We start from the raw sequence: 24,169 nt of genomic DNA, 5'->3' as shown, positions 1-24,169 counted from the left end.
GTGCGGGGCGCGCGGTGTGGGGCCCGGTGTGGGGCCCGGTGTGGGGCGCGCCACAGGAGTCCTCGGGAACCCGTGCACCGGCGCCCCCGACCCCCTCGACGGGGCCGCTGTCCGGCCGCCCCCGATCCGTGCGAACCACACTGAGGAGTGCCGCAATGAGCTTGAACCGCAGGGACGTGCTCCGGGCGTCGACCGCACTGGGGGCCACCGGAGCGGTCTCGGGGGTGGCCGGGATCGCGGGGGCCCCGGCCGCTTCCGCGGCCGGGGGCGGAGGCGTGAAGCCCCTGAGGGTGCACATCGTGATGTTCGACGGGGTGGAGGAGCTCGACTTCGCCGCCCCGTACGAGGTCTTCTCGGCCGCCCGCTTCTTCACGGAGCGGCCGGTGGAGGTCCGGTACGTGAGCACGTCCCGCCCCGGCACGGTCCGGGCCTCGTACGGGACGCGCGTCGGCGTGGAGCACGGCTGGGACCCGCGGCAGGCCGACGTCGTGGTGGTGCCGGGCGGCGGCTACGCCCGGCGTGAGGATCCCGGGGTGTGGGCCGAGATCCGCAGCGGTGTCCTGCCGCAGGCGCTCCGGGAGGCACCGCGTCCCGGGCTCACCATCGGCGCCCTGTGCACCGGCGTCATGCTGTTGTCGGCCGCCGGACTGACCCGGGGCCGGCCCTGCACCACCCACCACAGGGCGCGCCCGGACCTGGAGCGGCAGGGTGGTGTGCTGAAGGGGGCGCGGGTCGTGGACGACGGCGATCTGGTGACGGCCGGCGGCATCACCTCGGGGCTCGAACTCGCCCTGTGGCTCGTCCGCCGCGAACTGGGCGCCGACGCGGCGACGGGGGTCGAGGAGATGATGGAGTACGAGGCCCGCGGCACGGTGTGGTCCCGCTAGGCCGTCTCTTTCACGACCACCGGCGGGCCCCGGCGGCGGATTCCGCGACGGGCGCGGGCCCGTATCCTCGCCCGGGGCACGACGAGCGGAGGACCGGTGGGCGTGGCGGGCGGCGGAACGGCATCGGGGCGGGAACCCGCGGAGTGGGGGCGTGCCCCGGTCGCGCGCACCCCGCTGAGCGCGCAGGCGCGGGAGGCGGTGCGGGAGCGGATCGTCGACCGCCGCTATCCGATGGGCTCGCGCCTGGTGGAGCGGGAGGTCGCCGAGGAGCTGCGGATGTCGCGGGTCCCGGTGCGCGAGGCGCTGCGGGCCCTCGTCGCCGAGGGGCTGCTGGAGCTGCTGCCGCACAGCGGGGTGCGCGTGCGCCGGCTGGAGCGCGCCGACGTGCGGTGGCTGTACGAGGTGTGGGAGCCGCTCGCCGTGCAGGCGTCGCGGCTCGCCGCCCGTGCGGTGGCGTCGGCCCTCCCCGGGGAGCCGGCGGGGCTGGCCGCCCTGCGGGCCTCACTGGAGGGGGCCGAGCGGGCGGCGACGGCGGACGAGGGGGCGCGGGAGGTGGCCGAGCACGCCGCCTTCCACGAACGGATCGTGGCGCTGAGCGGCAATCCGCTGCTGGCGCGGACGATGGAGCAGCTCGACTGGCAGCTCCGTCTGCTCTTCGGGTTGCGTGCGGAGCCGGGGCACATGAGGGCGCAGCACGCGGACATCTTCCGGCGCATCGCGGCGGGTGACGAGGAGGCCGCTGCCGCGAGCACGCTGCTGCACGTGCGGGACAGTCGCTCGGTGGCCTTGCAGTCGCTCTTCGGGGACACCTGTTTGTATACCAAGACAGATTGAGGGGTCAGTCCTCCCGGGTCTCGGTCCGGGGATTCTTGTAAGCCGATCCCCGGCTGGTATACAAAAGGGTCGCCCGGCATCCCCTGCCCCAAGGAGCCCCCATGTCCGTGGTCTTCCGTGACGTGCGTCCCCTCGGGATGGGGCGGCCCGTGGACCTGGTGGTCGTGGACGGCCGCGTCTCCGGCGCCCCCGCGCCCGAGGGTGCCGAGGTGGTGGAGTGCGGGGGCCGCATGGCGCTGCCCTCGCTCGTCGACGCGCACATCCACCCGGACAAGACGAGCTGGGGCGGCGACTGGGTCTCGCGCCGGCCCGCCACCGGGATCGCCGGCTACTGCGACCAGGACGTGGAGCTCCACCGGGCCCAGCCCCGCCCGGTCGGCGAGCGCGCCTACGGGCTGATGGCGCACGCGGTGACGCGCGGCACCCGGGCCATGCGGGCGCACGCCGATGTGGCGCCCGCGTACGGCCTGGCCGGTGTCGAGGGCGTCGCCGAGGCCCGGGAGCGCCTCGCCGGTGCGCTCGACGTGCAGATCGTGGCGTTCCCCCAGCACGGTGTGGTCCGGGCCCCGGGAACGGCCGCGCTCCTGGAGGACGCGGCGCGCAGCGGCTTCGTCGACCTGATCGGCGGCATCGACCCGATCGGCTTCGACCACGCCCTGGACGAGCAGCTGGACCTGGTCTTCGGGCTCGCGGACCGCTACGGCGTCGGTGTGGACCTGCACCTCCACGACCGGGACGAGATGGGCACGCAAGTCCTGCGGGCCGTCGTAGAGCGCACCCGGGCGCTGTCGCTGCGCGGGAGGGTGACGGTCAGCCACGTCTTCTGCCTGCCGTTCCTGTCCGAGCCCGCCCTCGACGCGATGGCCGCCGATCTGGCCGAGCTCGACATCGCCCTGACGACGGTCGCCCCGAGCGAGTCCCTGGTGCTGCCCGTCGCCCGGCTCCGGGAGCACGGCGTCCGCGTCGGCCTGGGCTCGGACGGGGTCCGCGACTCCTGGAGCCCGTTCGGGAACGCCGACATGCTGCACCGCGCGCACCTCCTGGGCTGGACCACCGACGCCCGTCTCGACGAGGAGCTGACGTCCTGCTTCGCCGTGGGCGCGCACGGCGGCGCCGACGTGATGGGGCTGGCGCACGCGGACTTCGCCCCCGGCGCCCCGGCCGACTTCGTGCTCGTCGAGGGCGAATGCGTCCCCCAGGCCGTGGTCGACGTGCCGCGGCGCGACGTGGTGGTGCGCGGCGGCCGGATCGTGGCCAGGGACGGCGCCCTGGTGTAGGCCGACCGGCGGCCCTGCCGGACCCGGCCGGTCCGGTACGGATAATGGCACCGCCCGGGGTTGCGGGCACCGTGCACCGATCCGAGGGATGAAGTACCGATGACGTTCCACGAGGGCCTGCGGGTCGAGCTGGCGGCGGACACCAGGCTGAGCGACCGCGTCGCGATCACGGACGCCACCGCGGACGGCCCGGAAGGCGGCCCCGGGGACGAGGAGGCGGCGGGCGGAGCCGTGGGGTCCCTGTGGCTGGCGGCGGGCACGCCGGGGACCGTGGTGGAGGTGGCAACGCACGACCGGCCGAGCCACGGGGCCCGCGAGTACGAGCGGCTCGCCTCGCTGCTCGATTCCTTCGGCCGGGACATGCCCGCGCAGAGCAGGGAGCGGCTCGAAGAGCAGATCGCGGCCCTGGAACCCGACTGGGCCGCCTACCTGGAACAGCGGCTGCGCGTGACGCTCCGCGTCCGCTTCGACAACGGGTTCATCCTCGACGGCGTGCCCGACACCTTTTTCACGGCCGCCTGACCGCTTCGGCGAAGCCGCTCCTCCCGCGCCGGGCCGCCCGGCTCCGGCGCGGTTCCCGGTTCACGATTCGCCGCGGACGAGGCGCAGGACCTCTCCGACCTCCAGGGCCGTGTAGAGCGCGCCGTCCGGGCCGAACGCCAGGCCGTGGGGTTCGCAGGCCGGGTCGGGCAGGGCGTGTTCGACCAGGTCTCCCCCGGGGGTGAGGGAGCCGATCCGGCCGGTCGCCCACAGGGTGAACCACACCGAGCCGTCGGGGGCGGTGGTGATCGCGTGCGGGCGGCAGGAACGGTCCGGGAGCGGGAACTCGCTCACCTCCCCCGCCGTCGTGATCCGCCCGATGCGGCCCGCGCCGATCTGCGTGAACCACAGGGTGCCGTCGGCTCCCGCGGCGATCCCGACGGGAGCCGCCCCGGGCGTGGGCAGGGGATGGAGGGTCACCTCGCCGGCGGTCGTGATCCGGCCGATGGCGTGTGCCTGGTTGAGGGTGAACCAGAAGGCGCCGTCGCCGCCTGCCGTGATCATGGAGGGGAAGGCCCCTGCGAGGCCGGGCAGCGGGAACTCCACGACCGCTCCCCCGGTGTCGATGCGGCCGATCCGGTCGGTGTGCAACTGGGTGAACCAGAGGGCGCCGTCGGGGCCGGCCGCGATGCCGTACGGGCCCGCGCCCGGTGTGGGCAGGGCGTACGAGCGGGCGTGCCCGTCCACGTCGATCCGTCCGATCCGGTCGTCGCGCATGCGGGTGAACCAGAGCGCGCCGTCGGGGCCCGCGGTGATGAGGGAGGGTCCGCAGGAGTCCGAGTCGAGCGGGAACTCGTCGAGCCGGCCGTCGGGGGTGAGGCGGGCGATCCGGCCGGCGTGCACCAGCGTGCACCACAGCGCGCCGTCGGCGCCGACGGTCAGGGCGTACGGGCCGGAGCCCGGGTGGGAGACGGGGAAGGAGCGGTCGGGGGCGAGGGTGCGGGGCATACTGGTCCTCTCGGGACGGGCGGCGTCGGGCGTCGGGGTCAGGCCGCGTGGGCGGCGGGCGTCGGGAGCGCCGCTGAGCGGCCGTCGGCGGGGGCGGCCGCCGCGAGGTCGAGCCGGGCGCCCTGCCAGCGGGCGCGCAGCATCCGGTCGTGGCTGACGACGGCCACGGCGCCGGGGAAGTCCCGCAGGGCCGTCTCCAGTTCCTCCACCAGGGCCAGGGAGAGGTGGTTCGTCGGCTCGTCGAGGAGCAGGACGTCGTACGGTTCGGTCACCAGGCGCGCGAGCGCGAGCCGCTGCCGCTGTCCGGCCGACAGGCTGCCGACGGGGACGCCGAGCCGGTCGCGGTGGAACAGCCCGAGCGCCAGCAGCTGTTCGGCGTGTTCCTCCGGGTGTCCGGCGCGTCCCTGCCCGTAGGCGGCGAGGACGGTGAGTCCGTCCGGCCCGGGGTCCGGCAGCTGGTGGAGCAGTCCGATACGGCCCCGGCGTTCGACGCGGCCGTGCGCGGGTTCTGCCGTTCCGGCGAGCAGGTCGAGCAGGGTGCTCTTGCCGGCGCCGTTCGGTCCGCCGATCAGGAGGCGGTCGCCGGGGCCGAGGGTCAGGCTGGTGGGCGCCAGCCGCCCCGGAACCTCGGCGGAGTGCGCCGCCAGCAGCGTGCCGCGCGCTTCGCCGCCTTGGGGGACGACGGTGAAGCGGAGGGGCGGCGCGGGCCGGGGGGCCGGCTGCGCCAGCAGCCGGCCGAGGCGTTCCTCGGCCTGGCGCACGCGGCTCGCCAGGGACTGCTGCACCCGGCCGGCCGCCCGGTCGTAGGCCATCTTGTTGCCGTCCTTGCGGGCCCTTCCGGGCGCCACCCGCCGCGCGGTGCCGGCCGCGGCGTCGCGCAGCCGGGCGACCTCGGTGGTCCAGGCCTCGTGGGCCTGCTCCGCGCGCTCGCGGGCGGCGGCCCGTTCGGCGCGGTAGCCGGTGTAGCCGTTGCCGTGGCGCACGACGGTGTGGGTGTCGCCGTCGACCTCCAGGAGGGAGGTGGTGACGCGGTCGAGGAAGACGCGGTCGTGGGAAACGGCCACCGTGGTGCCGCGGCGGGTGCGCAGGTGTTCCTCCAGCCAGGTCAGGGCGGAGTCGTCCAGGTGGTTGGTCGGTTCGTCGAGCAGCAGCACTTCGGGCTCGGCGGCCAGCAGCGTCGCGAGGCGCAGCCGGACCCGGCCCCCGCCGGACAGTGCGCCGACCGGGCAGTCGCGGCGCAGCCGCAGCAGGCCGAGGCCGTGCAGGGCGCGTTCGACGCGTGCGTCGGCTTCGTATCCGCCGCGCAGTTCGTAGGTGGTCAGCAGGTCGGCGTAGTCGGTCAGGACGGAGGTGTCGCCGTCTTCCATGCGGCGTTCCAGCCGGCGCAGCCCGGCTTCCATGCCGCGCAGTTCGCCGAGGGCCCGGTCGATGACCTGCTGGACCGTGAGGTGTGCGAGCAGCTCCTCCTCCTGGGCGAGGTGGCCGACTTGGCCCCGGGAGCGGATGAAGACCTTTCCACTGTCGGGCCGTTCGGCGCCCGCCAGGATGCGGAGCAGGGTGGACTTGCCGGAGCCGTTCTCGCCGACGATCCCGAGGCGGTCCCCCGCCGTGACGGAGCAGGTGACGGAACCGAGGACGAGGCGGCCGTCGTAGGCCTTGGTGACGTCAAGCGCGGTGAGCCGTGCGGAGGTGTCGGTCGCGGTCATGGAGGGTCTCCGGGTGGTGGGAGGGGCGGGCGGGGGCGGAATCGGTGCGGCGGCCGGCGGGCCGGATACGACGGATGTCCATCGGAACTCCTTAAAGCGACGGATGTTGCGTTAAGATCGTGACATGACATCCCCCGAGAACGCAAGCGATCTTCCCGAGTCCGGTCCGGAGGCCGCCCGACGCCGGACGGGCGGACGCAGCGCCCGCGTCCGGGCCCAGGTCGTCGAGGCGGTCGGAACGCTCCTCGTGGAGTCCGGGTACGACGCGCTGACGGTGGACGCCGTCGCCGAGCGGGCCGGGGTCCACCGCACCACCGTGTACCGGCGATGGCGCGACGTCGGCGGGCTGCTGGCCGACGTCCTCGACGCGGCCGCCGACGACGGCTGGCGGCCGGCCGACACCGGGTCCCTGGAGGACGACCTCACCGCCCTCAACCAGGAGGTCTACGAGGCCCTGCGGCCGGGCGGGGCCGACGCCGCCGACGGCTACGGCTCCGGCTACGGCTCCGGCTACGGCTCCGGCTCCGGCTCCGGCTCCGGCGGGAACCTCACCATCGCGCTGATCGCCGCCTCCTTCCGCTCGGCACAGGCCGCGGGCGCGCTGACCCGCTTCTGGGAGGGCCGCTACGCCCGCTCGGCGCAGGTCTCCGACCGGGCGGTGGAACGGGGCGAGCTCCGGCCCGGCGTGGACGCGCGCGCGTTGCTCGTCACGGCCACGGCGCCGCTCTACCAGGAGCTGCTGCTCCTGCGCAGCACCCCCGACCCGGAACTCCCCCGCCGTGCGGCCCGCGCCGCGTGCGCGGCGGCCCGGGCGGGCGTCTTCCACTGACCCGGCCCGCCGGGCGGCCCCCACGCGCCGGGGCGCACGTACGGGGCACCGCGGACGTTCCCCCGTGCGCCCCCCTGTGCTCCTTCGCCGTGACCCGGGGCGGGCGTACGGTTCCGGGCCATGAGCGGATTCGCGAAGGAACCGGCCACTGCGACGGAAATCGGCACCCGGATCCTGCCCTCCTCCGACCGATGGTCCCCGGCCCTGGTGTTACCGGCGCCGGTGTGCCGCTTCGAGAACTTCCTCGGCGCCGAACGCGCCGACGCCCTGCTGGAGTACGCGATCGGGCGGCAGGGCGACTTCACGGCGGGGACCGTACTGGACCCCCTGACCGGAGAGGAGTCCCGCAAGGGCAGGGACTCCCTGGTCCTCCCCGTCACCAGTGCGGTGTTCAGCCGGCACCTGGCCGACTGCCTGCCGCTCGTCCAGGAGTCCCTCGGCCACCGGGCCGCGCTCGACCGGTCCCTGACGGTCCTGACGGCGCACGGCGACGGCGGCCACTACGGCATGCACACCGACGCGTCACGGGTGCGGGACGTGAGCACGGCCGTGTCCGCGGTCTACTACCTCCACCGCCGGCCCCGCGGCTTCGGCGGCGGCCAGCTCCGCCTCCACGACACGATGGTCGAGGGCCACCGGGCCCGGCCGGCGGAGACGTACCGCACCATCGAGCCCGAGCACGACACGATCGTCTTCTTCCCCTCCGCGGCCTTCCACGAGGTCGTCCCGTCGGCCTGCCCCAGCGGGCGGTTCGCCGACCACCGGTTCACCCTCACGACCTGGATCTCCGGCCGGGAGTCCGCACCGCCGCCCGCCGACGCCGGGGCCCGGATCTGGCAGTGGCTGGCCGGCGCCGCCGAGGGGACCCGCCCGCTCCACGGGGCCACCGCGGACCCCGGGGGCGCCGGCACCACGGCGCTGCCGCCCGCCGGCCCCGCCGCCCGCCGGGTCGCCGGGGGCCCCGGCGCGGGGTGACGCGGGGGCCCGTCCGGCGGGAGGTCAGCCGACGGGGGCGGTGAGCGCCGGGGTGGGCTCGGTCCAGGGGTTGGGGAGACCTCCGGTGACCGGGCCCGAGACCGCCGCCCCGCGCTCGCCCGCGGTGCGCACCGCGAGCGGGACGAGGGCCTCGGGGACCCCGTAGACGAGGTGGCAGAAACGCTCCGGCGGGTGGCGGGCGGTCCACCCGGGCCGGCTGAACGCCCCGACGTACGTGCTCCAGTCGCCCTCGAAGGTGACGACCAGGTCCGCGAGGCGGAGGTAGCCGGGGTCCGGATGGACGCCCGGGTTGAGGACGACGGTGCCCGCCCCCAGGCTGCGCAGCGACCGGACCAGGCGGCGGCAGGCGCGCAGCCCCCGGCGGTCCGCCGTCACCCGGTCCAGGAAGCAGCCGTCGACCCCGTACCACTCCCGGTAGCGCAGGATCTCGTAGTTGACCTCCGCCGCGTCCCGCTGCCCGTACGCGGTGTCGACGTATGCCAGCAGCCGGGCCCCGGCCGCGTGCAGGGCCGAGGCGGCGGCCGTGAATGCGGGATCGGGGCGCGGGCCCGGACCGCTCGCGGGGTTGAGCACCACCGCGTAGGTCCGGGGCGCGGCTCCGATCAGCCGCGCCCAGGCCCCCGGGTCCTCCGCCGGGTGTACGTACAGCGGAACCAGCAGGGTCATGGCGCGGGGCTGCCGCTCCGGGGGGCCGCCTCCCACAACGAGGCGAGCATGTCGTCCAGTTGACGGGCCGGACGCCACCCGAGGACCCGCTCGGCCGCCGTGACGTCGGAGCACTGCCAGGACACGTCGGCCGAGCGGGCGGAGCCGGGCGCGCCTCCCGCGTTCTCCTCGATGCGCCCGCGGAAGCCCGCCCGGCGGGCCAGCCCGTGCACCAGCTCGCGGACCGGTGCGGCCTCGCCGGTGCTGATGTTCAGCACCGACTGCAGCGGGCCGGGGGTGGTGACCGCGAGCTCCACCGCGCGGGCCACGTCCCGTACGTCCACGAAGTCGCGGTAGGCGGACAGGTCGCCCAGCCGCAGTACCGCCGCCGGGTCCGGGCCGGCCTCCCGCAGCAGGGCCGTGATCCTGCCGGGCAGCCCGGTGGCCGGGGCGCCGGGCCCGACCGGGTTGCCCACGCGCAGCACCACCGCGTCCAGGCCGGAGGTGGCCACGGTGACGGTCCCGGCGAGTTTGGTGGCTCCGTACGGGGTGACCGGGCGGGTGGCCGCCGACTCCCCCACCCGGACGCCGAACGCGCCCGGCCCGTACTCGGCCGCCGAGCCCAGGTGGACCAGGCGGGCCTGCGGGGCTGCCTCCCGCAGGGCCGCGCACAGCACGGCGGGGCCGCGGGAGTTGACCTCGGCGAGGGTGACCGGGTCTGCGCCGGTCGCCCCCGCGCAGTTCACCACTGCGTCGGGGGCCGCCCCCGCGAGGGTCTTGACCAGCCGTTCGGTCCGGTCGGCGGCGAGGTCGATGCCGAACCCGGCGCCGGGCGAGCGCCCGGCGCCGAGGACCCGTACATCCGGCAGGGCGCCCAGCCGGTCGGCGACGTGCGCGCCGAGATAGCCGGTACGTCCCAGGACGAGAATGCGCATGACGTGCTCAGGCTCCCTTGAGCAGCAGGGACTTGCGGGAGGTGAATTCGGCGTTGGCCCGGTCGTAGTCGTCGGGGCGCCCGATGTCCAGCCAGTAGCCGTCGAACTCGTAGGCGTGCGGCGGGTTCTGGGTCTTGAGCAGGTCCAGGACGAGCTCGTCGAAGCCGAGCGGCAGGCCGGGGGTGTAGCCGTCGAGGGTCTCGCGGCTGAGGCCGTACACGCCCATGGACACGCGGTAGTCCATGCTGGGCTTCTCGGTGAAGCCGACGACGCGGGTGGCGTCGGTGGTGAGCACCCCGAAGTCGACGTGCACCTTGCGCGGGTAGGTGGCGATGGTCAGCGGCGCGCGCGAGGCCTCGTGGCGGCGCAGCACGTCGGCGTAGTCGAGGTCGGTGAGGACGTCACCGTTCATCACGAGGAATCTTTCGGGAAGGCGGTCGCGGAGGTTGAGCAGCGGGCCCATGGTCCCCAGCGGGCTCTCCTCGGTGGCGTAGTCGACGGCCATCCCCCACTGGGACCCGTCGCCCACATAGGCGCGGATGATCTCCCCCAGGTGGCCGATGGCGATGGTGCAGCGGGTGAACCCCGCGGACGACAGCTGGCGCAGCACGATCTCCAGGATCGCGTGCTGGTCGCCTATGGGGACGAGGGGCTTGGGAAGGGCCGTGGTGTAAGGGCGCAGCCGGACGCCCTTGCCGCCCGCCAGGATCACTGCGTACATGGGGAGTTCCTCCATCAGTCGTGTGCCGGGCCGTGGTGGGGGGACGTGGGTGTGGCGGTGGGGTGGGCGTGGGGGTGCGGGGTCCGGTGGGGTCAGACGTTGTAGATGCCGGTCTTGTACCGGGCGAGGTTGGCGGGGTCACGGAAGAACTCGACGGTGTGCGCCAGGCCTTGTTCCAGGCTGTGGCCCGGTTCCCAGCCGGTGGCGGCGGTGAGCCGGCTCGCGTCCGCGACGAGCCGCATGACCTCGGAGGCGGCGGGACGCAGGCGCTCGGTGTCCTCGCGCACCTCGATCGGGACGTCCATCACCTTGGCGATCAGTGCCACCAGGTCTCCGACGGAGATCTCCGTGCCGGTGCCGGAGTTGAAGGTGCGGCCGACCACCCGCTCGGCGGGTGCGGTGCCCACCGCGAGGAACGCCGCGGCGGTGTCCTTGACGTAGCTGAAGTCCCGGGTGGGACGCAGGTCGCCGAGGGTGATGACGCGTTCGCCGGCCGCCACCTGGCCGATGACGGTGGGGATCACGGCGCGCATGGACTGGCGCGGGCCGAAGGTGTTGAAGGGCCGCAGGGTCACCACGGGCGTTTCGAAGCTCGCGTGGTAGCTGTCGGCGAGCCGGTCGCCGCCTGCCTTCGAAGCGGCGTACGGGGACTGGGTGTTGATGGGGTGGTCCTCGGTGATCGGGACGGTCCGGGCGGTGCCGTACGTCTCGCTCGTGGAGGTGTGCACCAGGCGCGGTGTGCCGAGCGCGCGGACGGCCTCCAGCACGTTGAGGGTGCCGGTGACGTTGGTGTCCACGTAGCTGTGCGGGGCCCGGTAGGAGTACGGGATCGCGATGAGGGCGGCGAGGTGGTAGGCGCAGTCGGCGCCTTCGAGCAGGCCGCGGACCGAGCCGGGGTCGCGGACGTCGCCGAGGACGATCTCCACCTGGTCGAGGACGTCGGGGGCGAGGGTCTCCAGCCAGCCGTAGGAGGAGAAGGAGTTGTACTGGGCCATGGCCCTGACCCGGTAGCCGCGGGCGACGAGGGACTCGGTGAGGTGGGAGCCGATGAAGCCTTCGGCTCCGGTGACGGCGGCGAGCGGTGCGGAGGTCAACCGACCTCTCCTTTCGATGGGTGGTGCGGGTGCGGTCCGGTGCGGACGGGGTCGTCAGGCGTGGGAGGCGGGCCGGCCGAGGAGCCGCAGCGTGCACCCGATGAGGCACAGCGCGGCCCCGGCGCAGCAGAGCGGCAGGACGGACGCTCCCGGGGGCAGGCGGAACAGGGTGACCGCGCCGGCGGTGCCCGCGGCCACGAGGCAGATCAGGGCCGGGGCCCAGGCCACCGCGAAGGCCTGGAGCAGCAGGGCGGTCCACAGGGTCGCGGCGAGCAGGGGCAGGGTGGCCGGTCCGGCGCCGGTGAGCAGTGCGGCGGGTATCAGCGGGAGGGTGTAGAGGAGCAGGCACAGGGCCAGGACCCCGGCCGACCGCAGCCGGAAGCCGACGGGGCTGCCGGAGGCTCCGAGCGCGGTGGCCGACAGGCCGCGGTAGCGGTAGAGCAGCCATTCGGCGGGGCCCATGCTGACGGTGAGCACGATCACCGCGTAGGGCTCGCGGCGGCCCGCCAGCAGCACCAGCAGGGCGGCGGCCAGTCCGAACAGGCCGTAGGGCAGGGAGCGCACCAGTGGTGGCCCGGCGCCTTCGCCCGCCGCGGGCGCGGTGGCGTATTCGGTGCGCAGGGTCCGGCCGGCGGCGGCTACCGTGGCGGCGAGGGCCAGCAGGGTCAGTCCGGTGCGCACCAGTGGTCCGGGTTCCCACCAGGGCAGTACGGCGGCGCCCACGGCGAGCGGGGCGAGGGCGGCGAGCAGCAGCGTCTCCCGGCTCAGGACGAGGAGTACGCCCGCGGCGGCCAGGTAGAGGGACTGCGCGGCCGCCGCCCAGATCACCGGGGAGCCGTGGGCGGGGACGGCGGCGGCCGCGGTGGCGAGCGCGGCGCCGAGCGGGGCCCCGCGCAGCAGGGTGCGGGCGGCCTCGCGGCGGCCCGCCACCATCCACAGGTAGGCGCGGTGGCCGAGGGCCTGGCCCCACGCCCAGGAGAAGATGCCCGCCACGACGAGCGCGGCGGCGTGCTTCCCGGGTTGCCACAGCGGTGCGGTGAGCAGGTAGGCGAGGGCGGGGAGGGCGAACAGCACTCCGCGCAGCAGGCAGCGCAGGTGGTCGGGGCGCCACGGGTCGGCCGCGCGGGCCGGTTCCGGGAAGACGCGGGGCACCCGTTCGTACAGCGCCGTGGCGAGGGCGAAGATGTCGGCGTGGCCGTAGCGGCGGCGGATGGTGTCGGCGGAGAGCCCGTCCGCCTCCAGCAGCGCGGCCACCTCGTACGGGTGGACGGCCGGTCCGACGCGGTCGGCCATGTCGGCGGCCAGTTCGTTGACGGCCTCCTCGGTCCGGCGCGGTCCGGCCGGCCGCAGCCCCGGGGTGACGGCCTCGCCGTCGTGGCCCCGGGCGGGCCCGTGCGGGCCGGGGTCGTCGGCGCGGCGGCGCGTGGCCGGCCGTTTGGGCACGGCCAGCCGGAGCGTCAGGGTGTCGTCCTGCCCGCGGCGCGGTTCGAGGTCCATGGGTCCGCTCATCCGGCGAGGCTCCCCGTGCCGGAGACCGCCGACGCGGCACTTTCCTCGGCGGCGGGGGTGTCCGTCCTGGCCCAGGACGGTACGGGGCGGCGCGGACGCGACGGCGCCGGTGCGGCCGGCTGCGCGACGGGGGTCTGCGCGGCGGCCGGCTCCGGGACGGCGGCCGGTGCGGGGGCGGGTGCCGTGGACGTCTGCGCGGGTACGGGTGCCACCGCGATGCGGGGCGGGGCCGCGGCGGACCGGGCGAGGGCGGGCAGTTCGAGGTAGATGGAGCGGAAGGTGTCGATGGTCTGGCGCAGGGTGAACTGCTCGATCACCCGCAGCCGGGCCGCCTCGCCCATCGCCGCGCGCCGCGGGGCGTCGGCGAGCAGTTCCACGGCGGCGGCGGCCATGGCGGCCGGGTCCCGTGGCGGTACCACGAGTCCCGCCTCGCCGACGGCCTCCCGTACGCCGCCCACGTCGGTGGAGACGGTGGCCCGTCCGCACGACATGGCTTCGATGAGGGTGAAGGGGAAGCCTTCGCTGATGCTGGAGAGCATCACGACGTTGCCCGCGGCGTAGGCGTCCTTGATGTCGTCGACGCGGCCCTCGAAGACGACGGCGTCGGCGTGCCCGAGCTCGGCGGCCAGTGCCTCGCACCGCTCCCGGTAGGCCTCCCCGCCCCGCGGGGTGCCGCCGAACAGCCGCAGCCGGGCCGCCGGTACCTGACGCCTGACCAGGTCGAAGGCGCGGATCAGGGTCTCCAGGTCCTTGATCGGGTCGACCCGGCCGGCCCAGCTCAGCGTGGGCACCTCGGGCTCGGGCCCGGCCGGCGGGAACGCGGCGGGGTCGACGCCGTTGTACACGGTGCGTATGGACTCCGGGGCGGCGCCTCCCTCCTCCTCCCACAGCCGGTTGTAGCGGTTGCCCGGGGTGATCAGGGCGGCCCGGCGGTAGCTCTCCTGCGCCAGCAGCCGGAAGAAGCCCAGCACGAGGGCCTTGACCGGCCAGCGGTAGGGCGCGGTGCGGTAGCCGATGTAGCGTTCGCGCAGGTAGACGCCGTGCTCGGTGAGCAGCAGCGGCACGTCGTGGCGTTCGAGCCCGGCCAGGCCCGGCAGTACGGCGACGCCGCCGCTGACCGCGTGCGCGACGCCCTGGCTCGGCGGTGGTGCGGCGAGCGGGCGCAGGGCGTGTTCCAGCAGGGTGGTGGCGGTGAGCGCGTCGCGCAGGGTCGGACGGGCCTCGCGGACGGCCAGTCCGGGACGGTTCCACACCGCGGCGAGGATGGTGATGGCGCGGTGGCCGCGCAGGAACGGGCTCAGCTGCCCGTCCGCCGCGGCGCGCGCCATCGTGTAGAGGGCGGGCGCGAACCCGTCCTCGGCCTGCGGGTCGAGGAGCGCCGTCAGGAACCGCTCGTACGCGGCGGCCAGCCGCCGCTCGGCGCGGCCGTGGGGCCGCCGGCCTTCCGGCGGGGCGCCCCACATGGGGACCGAGCGGACGCTGTGGACGTGCCCGGGCAGGTCCCAGGCGAGGGCTTCGCGGCCGGTGCCGGTGACCGCGATGACGTCGAAGTCGAGGTCGGGCATGCCCTGGACGAGCTGGTCGCACCAGACGCTGACGCCGCCGTGACTGTGCGGGTAGGTGCCTTCGGTGAGCAGGGTGACACGCGTCGCTCCGGGGCGGCGCGCGCCGTGGTGAACGTGCATGGGTGGGCTCCACGGCCGGAAAAGATGTGGGGGTGGTGGCCGCGGTCGGTGGACCTGGCCGTCCCGGCCGCGCAGGGGCGGCCGGGACCTGACGTGCGCCGGTCGGTCAGCCCCTGGGGGCCCGGGAGCCGCCTTCGCGCACCGCCGCGGGGACCTCGGTGCGCGGGGCGGGGGCGGTCTGCGGAGCCGGCCGGGCGAAGGTGGCGGCTCCGTTCCGCGCTCCGGTGACGGCAGCGGACGCCGGAAGGGTGAAGGCGATCGGCGTCCCGGCCGAGGCCGTCCAGCCGGAGACCCGGCCCGCGTAGGGGCTGCCGAAGGCGGCGGTGCCCTGGCGGCTTCCGGCGAGCAGGGTCGCGGGTACCGCGAGGCCGTTCGGGGCCTGGACGGTGACGGTGTCACCGATGCGGTAGGCGGTGACCTGGCCGTTCCTGACGGCGTCCTTCCAGGCCGCGCGGCGCTGGAGTTCGGCGCCGATGTCCTTCATCCGGAGGTTCTCCACGGGGGTGTTGTCCGCGAAGAGGGCGTCGTACCCGTCGAGGACGCCGTCGAGGACGGGGTAGGCGATGCGCTCCTCGGCGAGGTTGGACTGGTGGATGAAGTGCGGCTTGGGGTCGTTGGAGAGGACGTGGCCGAGGGCGGTGCGGATCTCCTGCGGCGCGATGTACTGCGCGTACCCGGTGGCCGTGTCCAGCGGAGCGGGCAGGCAGGTGGTGGTGTCGGCGTGGTCCTCGCAGATGCCGCTGCCGCCCTGGGAGCGGCGGGTGTAGATCCAGTTGTACTCGTCGGCCTGCTCGACGGCCTTGCCCGCGTTGTAGAAGACGTTGATCGGGTAGCGGGCGACGGTGGCGGCCGGGCCGACGGGGCGCTGGTCGGGGTCGCGGGAGTTGTCCGAGGCGAGCCACTTGACGCCGTTGTCGGCGAGGGCGAGCGCCAGGTTGGGGTTGTCCTGCGGCTGCTGCGGGAGCAGCTTCATGCCCGAGTGCTCGCCGGTGACCAACTCGTCGTTCTGCAGGGGCAGTCCGGAGCTCTGGCCCCAGACGCGGTTGAGTGCGATCTCGTCGCTGATGGCCGTCCTGCCGACCCACTTGGTGGCGCCGCCCGGGAGGGTGGCGCACTTCCAGGGCACGGCGGTGACGTCCTGTTCGCAGCCGAGGTAGGCGTGCGTGTAGGTGTGGTTGACCCAGCGGAAGCGGTCGCGTTGGGCGATGAGGGTGTCGGCGAGCTCGTCGGCGCCGTTGTTGTCCTCGCGCTGGTCCAGGCTGCCCGCCCCGTTGTAGACCATGTCGAGGGTGAAGCGGTGGGCGGTCTGCCACTGGGCGGCGTACGTGGCGTCGGCGCCGGTCATGCGGATCGGGCTCGGGGTGCCGGCGCCGTTGGCGCAGTCCACGTCGCCGGGGGTGCAGTTGAGGACGCTGTCCCAGCGGTCGTCGGCGGCGAAGACGTCGTCGACGTGGACGGCGAAGTAGTTGCGCGAGGCGCCCAGGTGTACCCCGCCGGTCATCCACTCGACGATGCCGCGGGCCAGCAGGCGGAACTGCTGCTGGTACTGGTTGTAGACGAAGGTGACGACGAGTTCGCGCCGTCCGTCGTGCCGGTACTCTCCGACCAGTGAGCCCCGTCTCTGCGTGCCGGGTATGGGCGCGTCGACGTAGGTGGTGAAGTCGGCGCCCGGGGCGGGCTGGGCGAGGTAGGCGTAACTCTCGCCGACGGTGGGCGAGTTGTCCTCAAAGGGGACGGCGCCGTCGAGGTAGGCGAAGGGGCCGCCGAGGCCGGCCGCGGTGACACCGGCGCGCACGCCGTCGAGGCTGCCGGCGTAGCCGCCGGAGGCGAAGTACTGGAGGCCGACCTGGGGCCGGGAGTAGGTGTAGGCGTCGACCTGCGGGATGCCGTACGTGCGCTCGTAGGCGCTCAGGGCCGCCATCTCGGCCGAGCCTGCCGGGAAGGGGTTGTCGTTGGGCATCACCACGGCCTGGTACTTGGCGCGCGGCCGGCCGTCCACGGTGTCGGCGAGGAAGGCGGCGTCGATCGTGGGGCGCCCGCCCCGGGTGAGGTCGACGGTGGTGTACGGCGTTCCCGCCGAGTCCAGTTCGGCCGCGATGGCGGCGGTCGACGGACCGCCGTCGCTCACCACAAGCACCCGGAGGTCGGTGCGGGGCGCGGGGTCGTCGGCGTGCGCCGCCCCGGCCGGTAAGCCGAACGCGGCGATGAGCGTGCCCACCGTGAGCACGGCGGTGCGAATGGTCCGCTTCATGCGGTGAATTCCCCTCCCAGGCAGGGGTGAGCACGGCTCGCACGGAGCGGACGCACCCCCTCGCGCGACGCCGGCGCCCCCTCAGAAGCCAGTCGTCGACGCATCCGTCGCGTCACATGGTGATGTCTCTGTGTAGCGTTTGTGATGGTGTCGCGAAAACCGGCGGAAAACCGCAGGCGCACAATGGGGGCGCACTCAAGGGACGCTTGAGGGGACCGGGGTGGGTTCGGGGCGCTCCGTGCGCGAGGGCCCGGACGCGCGCGGAGGATTGCGCGCTGGTCCGGGCCCCGAGTGCTGCACCTCCGCGGACCGTGTCGGTCCGCCGGCCGGGTTCCGACGGTCGACGCCGATCGAACACCCGATCTCAGGTTGTTTCAGGCCATCGCCCTCGACGGGGCGGGCGGGCGGTTCGTCAGGCGCAGAGCACGCGGGTCTCGGGCGTGTACACGGGACCGCCGGTGGCGTTGCTGCTGTCGCTGAACTCCGCGTAGTAGTAGCTGTAGAAGCCGATGTTGCCGTTGCAGCCGGAGTCGGCGGCGACCTGGAGGGTCAGGGTGACGGTGCGGCTCTGGCCGGGCGGGATGGTGGCGCCGTAGTTCCCGCCGAGGTTGGCGGGACCGGTGCCCGCGCAGGAGGTGCTGCCCGAGGCGGTGGCGAGGGAGCAGCCGGTGAAGCTGTACTTGAGGTCGGGGCGCTGGGTGGTCAGCCAGGTGGGGTCTATCGTCTGGTAGACGAACCAGACGTCGTAGCTCTTGTTGTTGGTGAGCGTCATCGACAGCTGCACCGTGCCACCGGGCGTGGTGGTGGCACTGCTGGTGCTGAACGTCAGCGCGGCCGGCGCGGGGTCGGCGCTCGCGGCGGGGGCGAGGCCGAACACGGCGAGGACGAGGGCGAGGACGGCGGCGAGGCCCAGACGGCCCGTCAGAGGTGATCTCATGGCCCGGGAGGCTAGACAGAACACACGTACGCCGTCTGCCCCGTCCGGAAGGGCGCGTCCGCGGATCGGCCGGAAGTGTCCCTTCTGCGAAGGACCTGCGGGGAAGGCGTGAAGGAAGATCACACACCGTATACCGGCAGCACACGCACCGTGCGCAATGTGTGGGGCGGGACCGGTCCTTGCGGTGGGGCGGGGCCCGGCTCTTTGGCTCACACCCGACGCATCGGCGGGCCCGGAGCCGCTTCCCGGCCCGCCGCGGCCCCGGTATTCCCGGCCAACCCGGCGCGATCCGGCCTGCGGCACGTGCCGGGGGCCTGTGCGGGGGGGGGCCTGACCGCGTCCTGCGGACCCCGCCGAGGGCATGCCGGAGGGCCCCTGCCCGCCGCTCCCCGTCGGGGGGGGTGGGCAGGGGCTTGGGGCCGCCTGCGCCTGCGGCCTACCGGCCTACCGGCCGCGCTGGATCTCGAAGTGGTCGACGCGCTGCCCCGTCTCGGCCAGCGCACTGACCTTCAGCCGCGGGCGGGACCCGGTCTCGACCTCCACCGCGAGGAACGAGTAGTTGGTGTACCGGACCCGCGACCACTCGACCGTCTCGGTCGCCTTCGCGCCGCCCTTGGCCCAGTGGAAGGTGTCCACGCTGTCGCGGTCCGCGACGTGGCCCTCGTACGAGTCGGGGACCGGGAAGGCGTACAGCGAGCGGCCCGCCGCGCCGGCCGTGACGTACACGATGCCGTCGCGGGTCGGGTCGGTGCGCTCGCCGATCGGCACCTTGCGGCCGACCCGGCCGGCCTTGATGGCGTCGGTGCGCTCGTACACGTGGTTGTGGCCGTTGATGACCAGGTCCACCGTGTGCTTCTCGAAGAGCGGCACCCACGCGTCGCGGACGCCGCCCTCGGAGGCGTGCGCGCTGGTGGTGGAGAACGCGCAGTGGTGGAAGAAGACCACGATGAAGTCGATGTCGCGGTTGTGGCGCAGCTCGCCGAGGCGCCGGTCCAGCCAGGCGGTCTGCCGGCCGCCGCTGATGCCGAAGTTGGCGGGGATCTCGTAGGACACGTCGTTGGCGTCGAGCGCGACGACGCCGACGTTGCCGTGCACGAAGGAGTAGACCCCGGGCTGGTTGACCGGGTCGGGGCCGTTGTCCGGCAGCGACCAGCGGGCGTTCTGGCCGCCGTAGCCCTGCGGCGAGTACCAGGCCTCCATGTCGTGGTTGCCCGTCGTGACCATCCACGGCACGCTCTTGGCCACCGACTCGGTCTGGGCCAGGAACTGGTCCCAGGCGCGGGCGTCGTAGGTGTCTCCGGAGGTGCCGGAGCCCGAGGAGTCGGCGTAGCAGATGTCGCCCGCGTGGAGGTGGAAGGCCGGGTTCTGCGCCAGCAGCACGGCGTCGTTGGCGAGGGCGTGGTAGCTGACGCCCTGGTCGCCGAAGGCGGTGAAGGTGAAGTTCTCGGCGCGCGCGGGTGCGGTGGTGAAGGTGCCGAGGGTGCCGAGGTTGCGGTGGTCGGCCGGGTCGAACCCGTCGTGGCCGACGCCGTAGTAGTACGTCTGGCCGGGCCGCAGCCGGTCCAGGCCCACGTGCAGGTAGAACTGCTCGGCGGCCGCGATCTTGCCGCCGTTGAAGACGGGGGTGCTGAGGTGGCGCACCTCGGCGTCGATCTTCCGGCTGAGCGCCCACGGGCTGGTGCCGATGCGCAGGTACGGCTTCCTGACGGCGAAGGGCACCTGCCACGAGACGCGCATCTGGGTCTTCGGGTCCGCGCCGTACTGCAGGTGACGGCCGAAGGGGGCGGTCAGCGAGCCGTCGACGCCGCGCCGTTCGGAGGAGGCCGGCAGGGCGGCCGGGGCCGCGTAGGCGGGCGAGGCCGCGCCCGCGCCCAGGCCGACCCCGGCCACGGCGGCGGTGACCGCGCCGGCGCGCAGTGCGCCGCGCCGGGTGAACCGGGTGCGGAGGTAGTCGTGCTGCTCGGCCATGCTCATGCGGGAGGCGAGCTTCTGGGGAATGCCGAAATCTGGTACGTCCAGGTCCATGGCGCGAACATCCTCTCCTCGGGCGACGTGAATCCCACCACCGGGTGAACGAAGGGGATACGGACCCCCATGTGACGTCCAGAATCTTCGCGAGTGATCCGCAGATCACGGAGGAGACAGGCCGCGGAACGGCGTGCGTGCCCCGCACGGGGGACGGGGGAGGTTTTTCGCCAGTTCCGCGATTCCCCGCCCGGCGCGGAGCCCGCTCAGTAGCGTGAGCTCCGCTAACAGTCCGGCACCGCCTACGCCTTGGGTGCCGGTCACAGACGTGCGAGTGAGGGAGCGGGCGCCGATGGCGAATGTGGAAGTGTCCCTGAAGGAGATCATGACCTCGATCGAGGGTGCGCTGGGGGCGGCGCTCGTCGACTACACCAGCGGGATGGCGCTGGGCACCCTCGGCGGCGGCAAGGATCTCGACCTGATGGTCGCCGCCGCGGGCAACACCGATGTGATCCGGGCGAAGGTCCGCACCATGCAGATGCTGGGGCTGCAGGACGAGATCGAGGACCTGCTGATCACGCTCGGCAGCCAGTACCACCTCATCAGGCTGCTGGGGGGCAACGGGATGAACAGCCTGTTCCTCTACCTCGTGCTGGACAAGGGCAACTCCAACCTGGCCATGGCCCGTCACCAGCTGAAGCGCGTCGAAGCGGCACTGGAGCTGTAGCCGCGGCCTTCCGGGCCCACGCATGCCCACGAGTTGAAGATTTCTTCAACTCGGCATATCTGAAAACAGTCAAACTCGGGCAGGCGTGGGCCCCGCGGGCGCAATGATGGGCATGACGACGGACATCACGACGGACATGACGACGGGCACGACGGCTGTCCGACCGGAACGCCGGTGCGGAAGAGCGCCGTTGCAGGCGATGGCAGGAGCGCGCGTGGGAATGCAGGTACCCCTGTACCAGGCGAAGGCCGAGTTCTTCCGCATGCTCGGGCACCCCGTCCGCATCCGCGTCCTGGAGCTGCTGCAGAACGGTCCGCGGCCCGTGCGCGAGCTCCTCGCCGAGATCGACGTCGAGCCCTCCAACCTCTCCCAGCAGCTCGCCGTGCTGCGCCGGTCGGGCATCGTCGTCTCCATCCGCGACGGCTCGACGGTGAGTTACGCGCTCGCCGGCGGCGACGTCGCCGATCTGCTGAGGGCGGCCCGCCGCATCCTGACGGAACTCCTGGCCGGCCAGAGCGAACTCCTCGCGGAACTCCGGCAGGGCGACTCCCGGCCGGGCCGTGCGGCCGTGGAGACCGGGACGGGCGCGAGCGCCGCTTCGTGACACGGCCGGGGGGACGGTCCGTCCCCCTCGGCCCGCGCCGCCGCCCCGCGCCGGAACTCGGTGGCGGCCCGGGAGCAGCGCGGGCGATCATCGGGCCCATGACCGACCGAACCGAACGATGGACCCAGGCGACCGTGTACCCCGACATGTGGGCCGACCCGGACGACGACCCCCGCAACAGCGAAGGGACCAGCCCTGACGGCGAGTTCGCGACGCTGCTGGACTTCCTGACGAACTACCGCATGACCCTGCGCATGAAGTGCGAGGGCCTGGACCCGGAACAACTGGCCCGCCGCTCGGTGCCGCCGTCGACCATGTCCCTGCTCGGCCTCGTCCGCCACCTGGCCGAGGTGGAACGGGACTGGCGCAACTGGATCACCGACGGCGACCCGCTGCCGAAGCTGTACGGCCCGCGGGACTCCGACTTCTACGGAGCGGTCGCCGACCAGGCCGTGGTGGACGCCTCGTACGCCGATCTGGAGCGCGAGCAAGCGGCGACCGACGCCGCGCTGGCCGAACACCCCGACCTGGGCGAGCGCGTGGGCAAGGACAAGATCGCGATCCGGGAACTGCTGGTGCACCGGATCGAGGAGTACGCGCGCCACTGCGGCCACGCCGACCTGCTCCGCGAGTGCGTCGACGGAAGGGTCGGTCAGTAACACCCGCGCACCGGGCGGGCGGCGGCGCGGACCGCACTATCCGGACAAGCTGCATGGCCGCCCGGTGAATCGCGGGCGGCCGACAGCACTCCCGTGCGCCAAAGACAGCAGCTCACCGGCCACGGCGCCCGGCGCCCGCACGTCTTCCCTCGGTCCGCGCACCCCGACTGAGCTGCCCGAACGACCATTCGGTTGCCGTTATGCGGACGGTGTGTCCGTAAATCGGTCATCGATGTGCGTCTCTCCTTCGGATCAGACAGGCTCAAGCACGTAAGGAAGCGGATCCGAAACACAGGATCGCATCCAGCCTTTGAATCGAAAGAGAGTCTTGTCGTGCGTCGCATCGCTACCGTCTCTGCCGCCGCCCTCCTCTGCCTGGCCGGAGTGTCCGGCATGGCCGAGGCCAGCCCCAGCAGCCTGTACGCGCCCTCCGCCCTGGTGTTCACCGTCGCCCAGGGCGACGACGCGGCGGCCACCGTCTTACGGGCGTCCACCCTCAGCTGCGCGCCGACCGCCACGGGCACCCACCCCGACGCCAAGGCCGCGTGCGCGGCCCTCAAGTCCACCGACGGCGCGTTCGACCGGCTGCTGGCCGCGCCGAACCCGGACCGGGCCTGTCCGATGCACTACGCCCCCGTCACCGTCACGGCGGACGGCGTGTGGCAGGGCACCCGCGTCGCCTGGAAGCACACCTTCTCCAACGCCTGCGCGATGTCCGCGACGGTCAACGGCAACCCCGTCTTCGCGTTCTGACCGGTCGCACTCAGGGGTCGCACACAGGGGTCGTACGGAGGGGTCGTACGGAGGGGCGGAGGCGGAGGCGGGCCCGACACCGCCGCTCCGCCACGCCCCTACACCGCGGGCTTCCCCGCGGTGACCAGCCAGCAGGAACTCCGCAACCGCACGGCGCCGCCCCTCTCGTAGGGGCCCAGCTCGTCGGCGAGGGCCCGGCGGGCCCGGTCGGCCTCCGTCGACCCGACCCGGTCGAGGAGGTGACGGCCCGGGCCGGAGTCCAGCAGGAACGCGGCCGCGTCCTCGGCGTCGCGCCCCCAGTCCCCGTACGCCTCCACGCGTACGGAGTCGACGGCTTCGAAGCCGGAGGCCGTCAGGATCCCGGAAGCGCACCCCGGGGCCGCGAGGGAGAACATGCCCGGGGCTCCCGGAGCACCGAACTCCTCCACCGGAAGGATCCCGCGCAGGGCGGCGAGCGCCCGGAACCAGTCGTTGTCCTCGGGCCGCGCAGGGCAGACGAAGGCCAGGCGGCCGCCGGGGCGCAGGGCGCGCCCCATGTTCGCGAAGGCGGCCCGCGGATTCTCGAAGAACATGACGCCGTACCGGCTCAGGGCCACGTCGAAGTCGCCGGGGGCGAACGGGTGGACCTGGGCGTCACCCCGCTCGAACAGAACGTTGGCCGTCCGCTCTCGCGCCGCGCTCGCCCGCGCCCGTTCGAGCATCGGGACCGACAGGTCCAGGCCGACCGCCGTCCCCTGCGGCGCCAGGCGGGCGGCGAGGCGGGTCGTACGGCCGGCTCCGCAGCCGATGTCCAGGACCCGGTCGCGGGGCCCGATCCCGGCGGCGTCGAGGAGCGGCTGGTTGAAACCGTCGTTGACGGCGTCCCAGCGGTCCTGGTGGCGGGCCCAGTAGGCGCCTTCGTAGCCGTTCCACGCCCGCTCCTGATCCTTGTTCGCCACGCCGTCGGCCCGGTTCGCCTGATCCATCGGATGCCTCCACGCCATAGAATGGGCAAGTGCCCAAAGAGTATGGGCGTACGCCCATACTGGCAATCGGCCTTCCGGAAAGAGGTTCCATGTCTCCGCGTGGAGTGGCGATCCCCGACCTGCGCGAGCGGCTCTTCGCCGCCGCCGAACGGGTCGTGACCCGGGACGGCGCCGCCGCCCTGACCAGCCGGGCGGTCACCGATGAGGCGCAGTGCGCGAAAGGCGTCCTGCACGCGCACTTCGCGGGGCTGGACGAGTTCGTCGCCGCGCTCGTGCTGGACCGTTTCGCCCGCAGCGCCCGCGGCGCCGAGGCCCTGGCGGGCCGGGTGGGACGGGGCGCGGTCGCGGACAACCTCGTCGACTTCGCGGTGGCACTGCTGGATTCCCTGGACCCGGCGGTGGTCGGCCTGGCGATGACCCGGCCCACCACTTCCCTGCACACGCGGCGGGCGCTGGAGGCGGGCGAGCCGGGATTCGCGGCGATGCAGGAGTCGGTCGCCGGCTACCTGGAAGCCGAACGGGAAGCCGGACGCGTACCGGAGGGAGCCGACCCGCACACCATCGCACTCGCGCTCGTCGGCACCGTCCACCACCTGCTGATGACGCGTTCCCCGCACGCCCCCTTCGACTCACGCGCAACGAGCGCGCGCCTGGTGACCGTCCTCCTCGGCCCACCGGTCGGCCCACCGGCCTGATCGCGGC

General features: G+C 73.9%; 23 protein-coding genes. 11 read left to right on the top strand and 12 right to left on the bottom strand.

The window, feature by feature from the left end; translation table 11 throughout:
- Positions 1–161 precede the first annotated feature (161 nt).
- The 4 genes from SLAV_RS35665 (at position 162) to SLAV_RS35650 (ending at position 3,520) form a co-directional block, all read left to right on the top strand.
- Complete coding sequence (locus tag SLAV_RS35665; RefSeq protein WP_030230412.1) at positions 162–887, top strand: DJ-1/PfpI family protein; 726 nt, start codon at positions 162–164, stop codon at positions 885–887.
- Between the two features lie 102 nt (positions 888–989).
- Positions 990–1,721 (top strand): GntR family transcriptional regulator, encoded by a 732-nt coding sequence (locus tag SLAV_RS35660; RefSeq protein ID WP_030230409.1) that lies wholly within the window; start codon positions 990–992, stop codon positions 1,719–1,721.
- A 53-nt stretch (positions 1,722–1,774) separates the two neighbouring features.
- Entirely contained in the window at positions 1,775–2,998 is a 1,224-nt protein-coding gene (locus SLAV_RS35655; RefSeq protein ID WP_051840986.1) for an amidohydrolase, read from the top strand.
- A 99-nt stretch (positions 2,999–3,097) separates the two neighbouring features.
- The gene (locus SLAV_RS35650; protein ID WP_030230403.1) at positions 3,098–3,520 is read left to right on the top strand and encodes a hypothetical protein; all 423 of its coding nucleotides are present in this window, start codon (positions 3,098–3,100) and stop codon (positions 3,518–3,520) included.
- A 60-nt stretch (positions 3,521–3,580) separates the two neighbouring features.
- Here the strand turns inward: SLAV_RS35650 and SLAV_RS35645 are convergent, their stop codons facing one another.
- Entirely contained in the window at positions 3,581–4,486 is a 906-nt protein-coding gene (locus SLAV_RS35645) for a Vgb family protein (protein WP_030230400.1), read from the bottom strand.
- 38 nt (positions 4,487–4,524) lie between these two features.
- Positions 4,525–6,192 (bottom strand): ABC-F family ATP-binding cassette domain-containing protein, encoded by a 1,668-nt coding sequence (locus tag SLAV_RS35640; RefSeq protein WP_030230398.1) that lies wholly within the window; start codon positions 6,190–6,192, stop codon positions 4,525–4,527.
- A 124-nt stretch (positions 6,193–6,316) separates the two neighbouring features.
- Between SLAV_RS35640 and SLAV_RS35635 the strand changes: the two genes are divergently transcribed.
- Together SLAV_RS35635 and SLAV_RS35630 are read left to right on the top strand one after the other, a co-directional pair.
- Positions 6,317–7,021, top strand: a complete 705-nt coding sequence (locus SLAV_RS35635; protein WP_030230394.1) for a TetR/AcrR family transcriptional regulator — start codon at positions 6,317–6,319, stop codon at positions 7,019–7,021.
- A gap of 120 nt (positions 7,022–7,141) precedes the next feature.
- Entirely contained in the window at positions 7,142–7,996 is an 855-nt protein-coding gene (locus SLAV_RS35630; protein ID WP_030230390.1) for a 2OG-Fe(II) oxygenase, read from the top strand.
- A 24-nt stretch (positions 7,997–8,020) separates the two neighbouring features.
- On the opposite strand, the gene SLAV_RS35625 is transcribed toward SLAV_RS35630, so the two are convergent.
- The 9 genes from SLAV_RS35625 to SLAV_RS35585 all read right to left on the bottom strand — a co-directional run bounded on the left by SLAV_RS35625 (position 8,021) and on the right by SLAV_RS35585 (position 19,813).
- On the bottom strand, positions 8,021–8,683 hold the full coding sequence (locus tag SLAV_RS35625) for a spherulation-specific family 4 protein (protein WP_030230387.1): 663 nt from the start codon (positions 8,681–8,683) through the stop codon (positions 8,021–8,023).
- Complete coding sequence (locus SLAV_RS35620; RefSeq protein ID WP_030230385.1) at positions 8,680–9,597, bottom strand: NAD-dependent epimerase/dehydratase family protein; 918 nt, start codon at positions 9,595–9,597, stop codon at positions 8,680–8,682. The genes SLAV_RS35625 and SLAV_RS35620 overlap by 4 nt, the downstream gene beginning before the upstream one ends.
- Before the next feature lie 7 nt (positions 9,598–9,604).
- The gene (locus SLAV_RS35615) at positions 9,605–10,318 is read right to left on the bottom strand and encodes a nucleotidyltransferase family protein (protein ID WP_030230382.1); all 714 of its coding nucleotides are present in this window, start codon (positions 10,316–10,318) and stop codon (positions 9,605–9,607) included.
- 92 nt (positions 10,319–10,410) lie between these two features.
- Entirely contained in the window at positions 10,411–11,412 is a 1,002-nt protein-coding gene (locus SLAV_RS35610) for a GDP-mannose 4,6-dehydratase (protein WP_030230379.1), read from the bottom strand.
- Between the two features lie 54 nt (positions 11,413–11,466).
- Positions 11,467–12,921, bottom strand: a complete 1,455-nt coding sequence (locus SLAV_RS35605; RefSeq protein WP_030230376.1) for a hypothetical protein — start codon at positions 12,919–12,921, stop codon at positions 11,467–11,469.
- A complete protein-coding gene (gene pelF, locus SLAV_RS35600; RefSeq protein WP_078950346.1) occupies positions 12,918–14,606 on the bottom strand; it encodes a GT4 family glycosyltransferase PelF in 1,689 nt (562 codons plus the stop codon). The genes SLAV_RS35605 and pelF overlap by 4 nt, the downstream gene beginning before the upstream one ends.
- A 106-nt stretch (positions 14,607–14,712) precedes the next feature.
- Complete coding sequence (locus SLAV_RS35595) at positions 14,713–16,857, bottom strand: hypothetical protein (protein WP_030230371.1); 2,145 nt, start codon at positions 16,855–16,857, stop codon at positions 14,713–14,715.
- A 412-nt stretch (positions 16,858–17,269) separates the two neighbouring features.
- The gene (locus tag SLAV_RS35590) at positions 17,270–17,794 is read right to left on the bottom strand and encodes a hypothetical protein (RefSeq protein ID WP_030230369.1); all 525 of its coding nucleotides are present in this window, start codon (positions 17,792–17,794) and stop codon (positions 17,270–17,272) included.
- A 444-nt stretch (positions 17,795–18,238) separates the two neighbouring features.
- Positions 18,239–19,813 carry a purple acid phosphatase family protein gene (locus tag SLAV_RS35585; RefSeq protein WP_030230368.1) on the bottom strand — a complete coding sequence of 525 codons (1,575 nt, stop codon included), beginning with the start codon at positions 19,811–19,813 and terminating at the stop codon, positions 18,239–18,241.
- A 298-nt stretch (positions 19,814–20,111) separates the two neighbouring features.
- Here SLAV_RS35585 and SLAV_RS35580 point away from each other — a divergent pair, with 298 nt between their 5' ends.
- The 4 genes from SLAV_RS35580 (at position 20,112) to SLAV_RS35565 (ending at position 22,502) form a co-directional block, all read left to right on the top strand.
- Positions 20,112–20,486: a hypothetical protein gene (locus SLAV_RS35580; RefSeq protein WP_030230365.1), complete on the top strand. Its 375-nt coding sequence runs from the start codon at positions 20,112–20,114 to the stop codon at positions 20,484–20,486.
- Positions 20,487–20,706: 220 nt separating this feature from the next.
- Positions 20,707–21,090, top strand: coding sequence for an ArsR/SmtB family transcription factor (locus SLAV_RS35575; RefSeq protein ID WP_030230363.1), 384 nt, complete (start codon positions 20,707–20,709; stop codon positions 21,088–21,090).
- A 98-nt stretch (positions 21,091–21,188) separates the two neighbouring features.
- On the top strand, positions 21,189–21,749 hold the full coding sequence (locus SLAV_RS35570; RefSeq protein WP_030230360.1) for a DinB family protein: 561 nt from the start codon (positions 21,189–21,191) through the stop codon (positions 21,747–21,749).
- A gap of 393 nt (positions 21,750–22,142) precedes the next feature.
- Positions 22,143–22,502 (top strand): subtilase-type protease inhibitor, encoded by a 360-nt coding sequence (locus tag SLAV_RS35565; protein WP_078950345.1) that lies wholly within the window; start codon positions 22,143–22,145, stop codon positions 22,500–22,502.
- Positions 22,503–22,600: 98 nt separating this feature from the next.
- Here SLAV_RS35565 and SLAV_RS35560 read toward each other — a convergent pair whose 3' ends face one another.
- Positions 22,601–23,467 carry a class I SAM-dependent methyltransferase gene (locus SLAV_RS35560; protein WP_030230354.1) on the bottom strand — a complete coding sequence of 289 codons (867 nt, stop codon included), beginning with the start codon at positions 23,465–23,467 and terminating at the stop codon, positions 22,601–22,603.
- An 89-nt stretch (positions 23,468–23,556) separates the two neighbouring features.
- Between SLAV_RS35560 and SLAV_RS35555 the strand changes: the two genes are divergently transcribed.
- A complete protein-coding gene (locus tag SLAV_RS35555) occupies positions 23,557–24,162 on the top strand; it encodes a TetR/AcrR family transcriptional regulator (RefSeq protein WP_030230351.1) in 606 nt (201 codons plus the stop codon).
- Positions 24,163–24,169 lie beyond the last annotated feature (7 nt).

This window comes from Streptomyces lavendulae subsp. lavendulae (assembly GCF_002803845.1).
Taxonomy (GTDB): Bacteria; Actinomycetota; Actinomycetes; order Streptomycetales; family Streptomycetaceae; genus Streptomyces; species Streptomyces lavendulae.
This window is presented reverse-complemented; position numbering and strand designations above follow the sequence as displayed.

Bases quoted from the DNA above. Each gene is read 5' to 3' on its own strand.
- SLAV_RS35650 (WP_030230403.1), top strand. From the start codon at position 3,098: ATGACGTTCCACGAGGGCCTGCGGGTCGAGCTGGCGGCGGACACCAGG.
- SLAV_RS35645 (WP_030230400.1), bottom strand. From the start codon at position 4,486: ATGCCCCGCACCCTCGCCCCCGACCGCTCCTTCCCCGTCTCCCACCCG.
- SLAV_RS35640 (WP_030230398.1), bottom strand. From the start codon at position 6,192: ATGACCGCGACCGACACCTCCGCACGGCTCACCGCGCTTGACGTCACC.
- SLAV_RS35635 (WP_030230394.1), top strand. From the start codon at position 6,317: ATGACATCCCCCGAGAACGCAAGCGATCTTCCCGAGTCCGGTCCGGAG.
- SLAV_RS35630 (WP_030230390.1), top strand. From the start codon at position 7,142: ATGAGCGGATTCGCGAAGGAACCGGCCACTGCGACGGAAATCGGCACC.
- SLAV_RS35625 (WP_030230387.1), bottom strand. From the start codon at position 8,683: ATGACCCTGCTGGTTCCGCTGTACGTACACCCGGCGGAGGACCCGGGG.
- SLAV_RS35620 (WP_030230385.1), bottom strand. From the start codon at position 9,597: ATGCGCATTCTCGTCCTGGGACGTACCGGCTATCTCGGCGCGCACGTC.
- SLAV_RS35615 (WP_030230382.1), bottom strand. From the start codon at position 10,318: ATGTACGCAGTGATCCTGGCGGGCGGCAAGGGCGTCCGGCTGCGCCCT.
- SLAV_RS35605 (WP_030230376.1), bottom strand. From the start codon at position 12,921: ATGAGCGGACCCATGGACCTCGAACCGCGCCGCGGGCAGGACGACACC.
- pelF (WP_078950346.1), bottom strand. From the start codon at position 14,606: ATGCACGTTCACCACGGCGCGCGCCGCCCCGGAGCGACGCGTGTCACC.
- SLAV_RS35595 (WP_030230371.1), bottom strand. From the start codon at position 16,857: ATGAAGCGGACCATTCGCACCGCCGTGCTCACGGTGGGCACGCTCATC.
- SLAV_RS35590 (WP_030230369.1), bottom strand. From the start codon at position 17,794: ATGAGATCACCTCTGACGGGCCGTCTGGGCCTCGCCGCCGTCCTCGCC.
- SLAV_RS35580 (WP_030230365.1), top strand. From the start codon at position 20,112: ATGGCGAATGTGGAAGTGTCCCTGAAGGAGATCATGACCTCGATCGAG.
- SLAV_RS35575 (WP_030230363.1), top strand. From the start codon at position 20,707: ATGCAGGTACCCCTGTACCAGGCGAAGGCCGAGTTCTTCCGCATGCTC.
- SLAV_RS35570 (WP_030230360.1), top strand. From the start codon at position 21,189: ATGACCGACCGAACCGAACGATGGACCCAGGCGACCGTGTACCCCGAC.
- SLAV_RS35565 (WP_078950345.1), top strand. From the start codon at position 22,143: ATGGCCGAGGCCAGCCCCAGCAGCCTGTACGCGCCCTCCGCCCTGGTG.
- SLAV_RS35560 (WP_030230354.1), bottom strand. From the start codon at position 23,467: ATGGATCAGGCGAACCGGGCCGACGGCGTGGCGAACAAGGATCAGGAG.
- SLAV_RS35555 (WP_030230351.1), top strand. From the start codon at position 23,557: ATGTCTCCGCGTGGAGTGGCGATCCCCGACCTGCGCGAGCGGCTCTTC.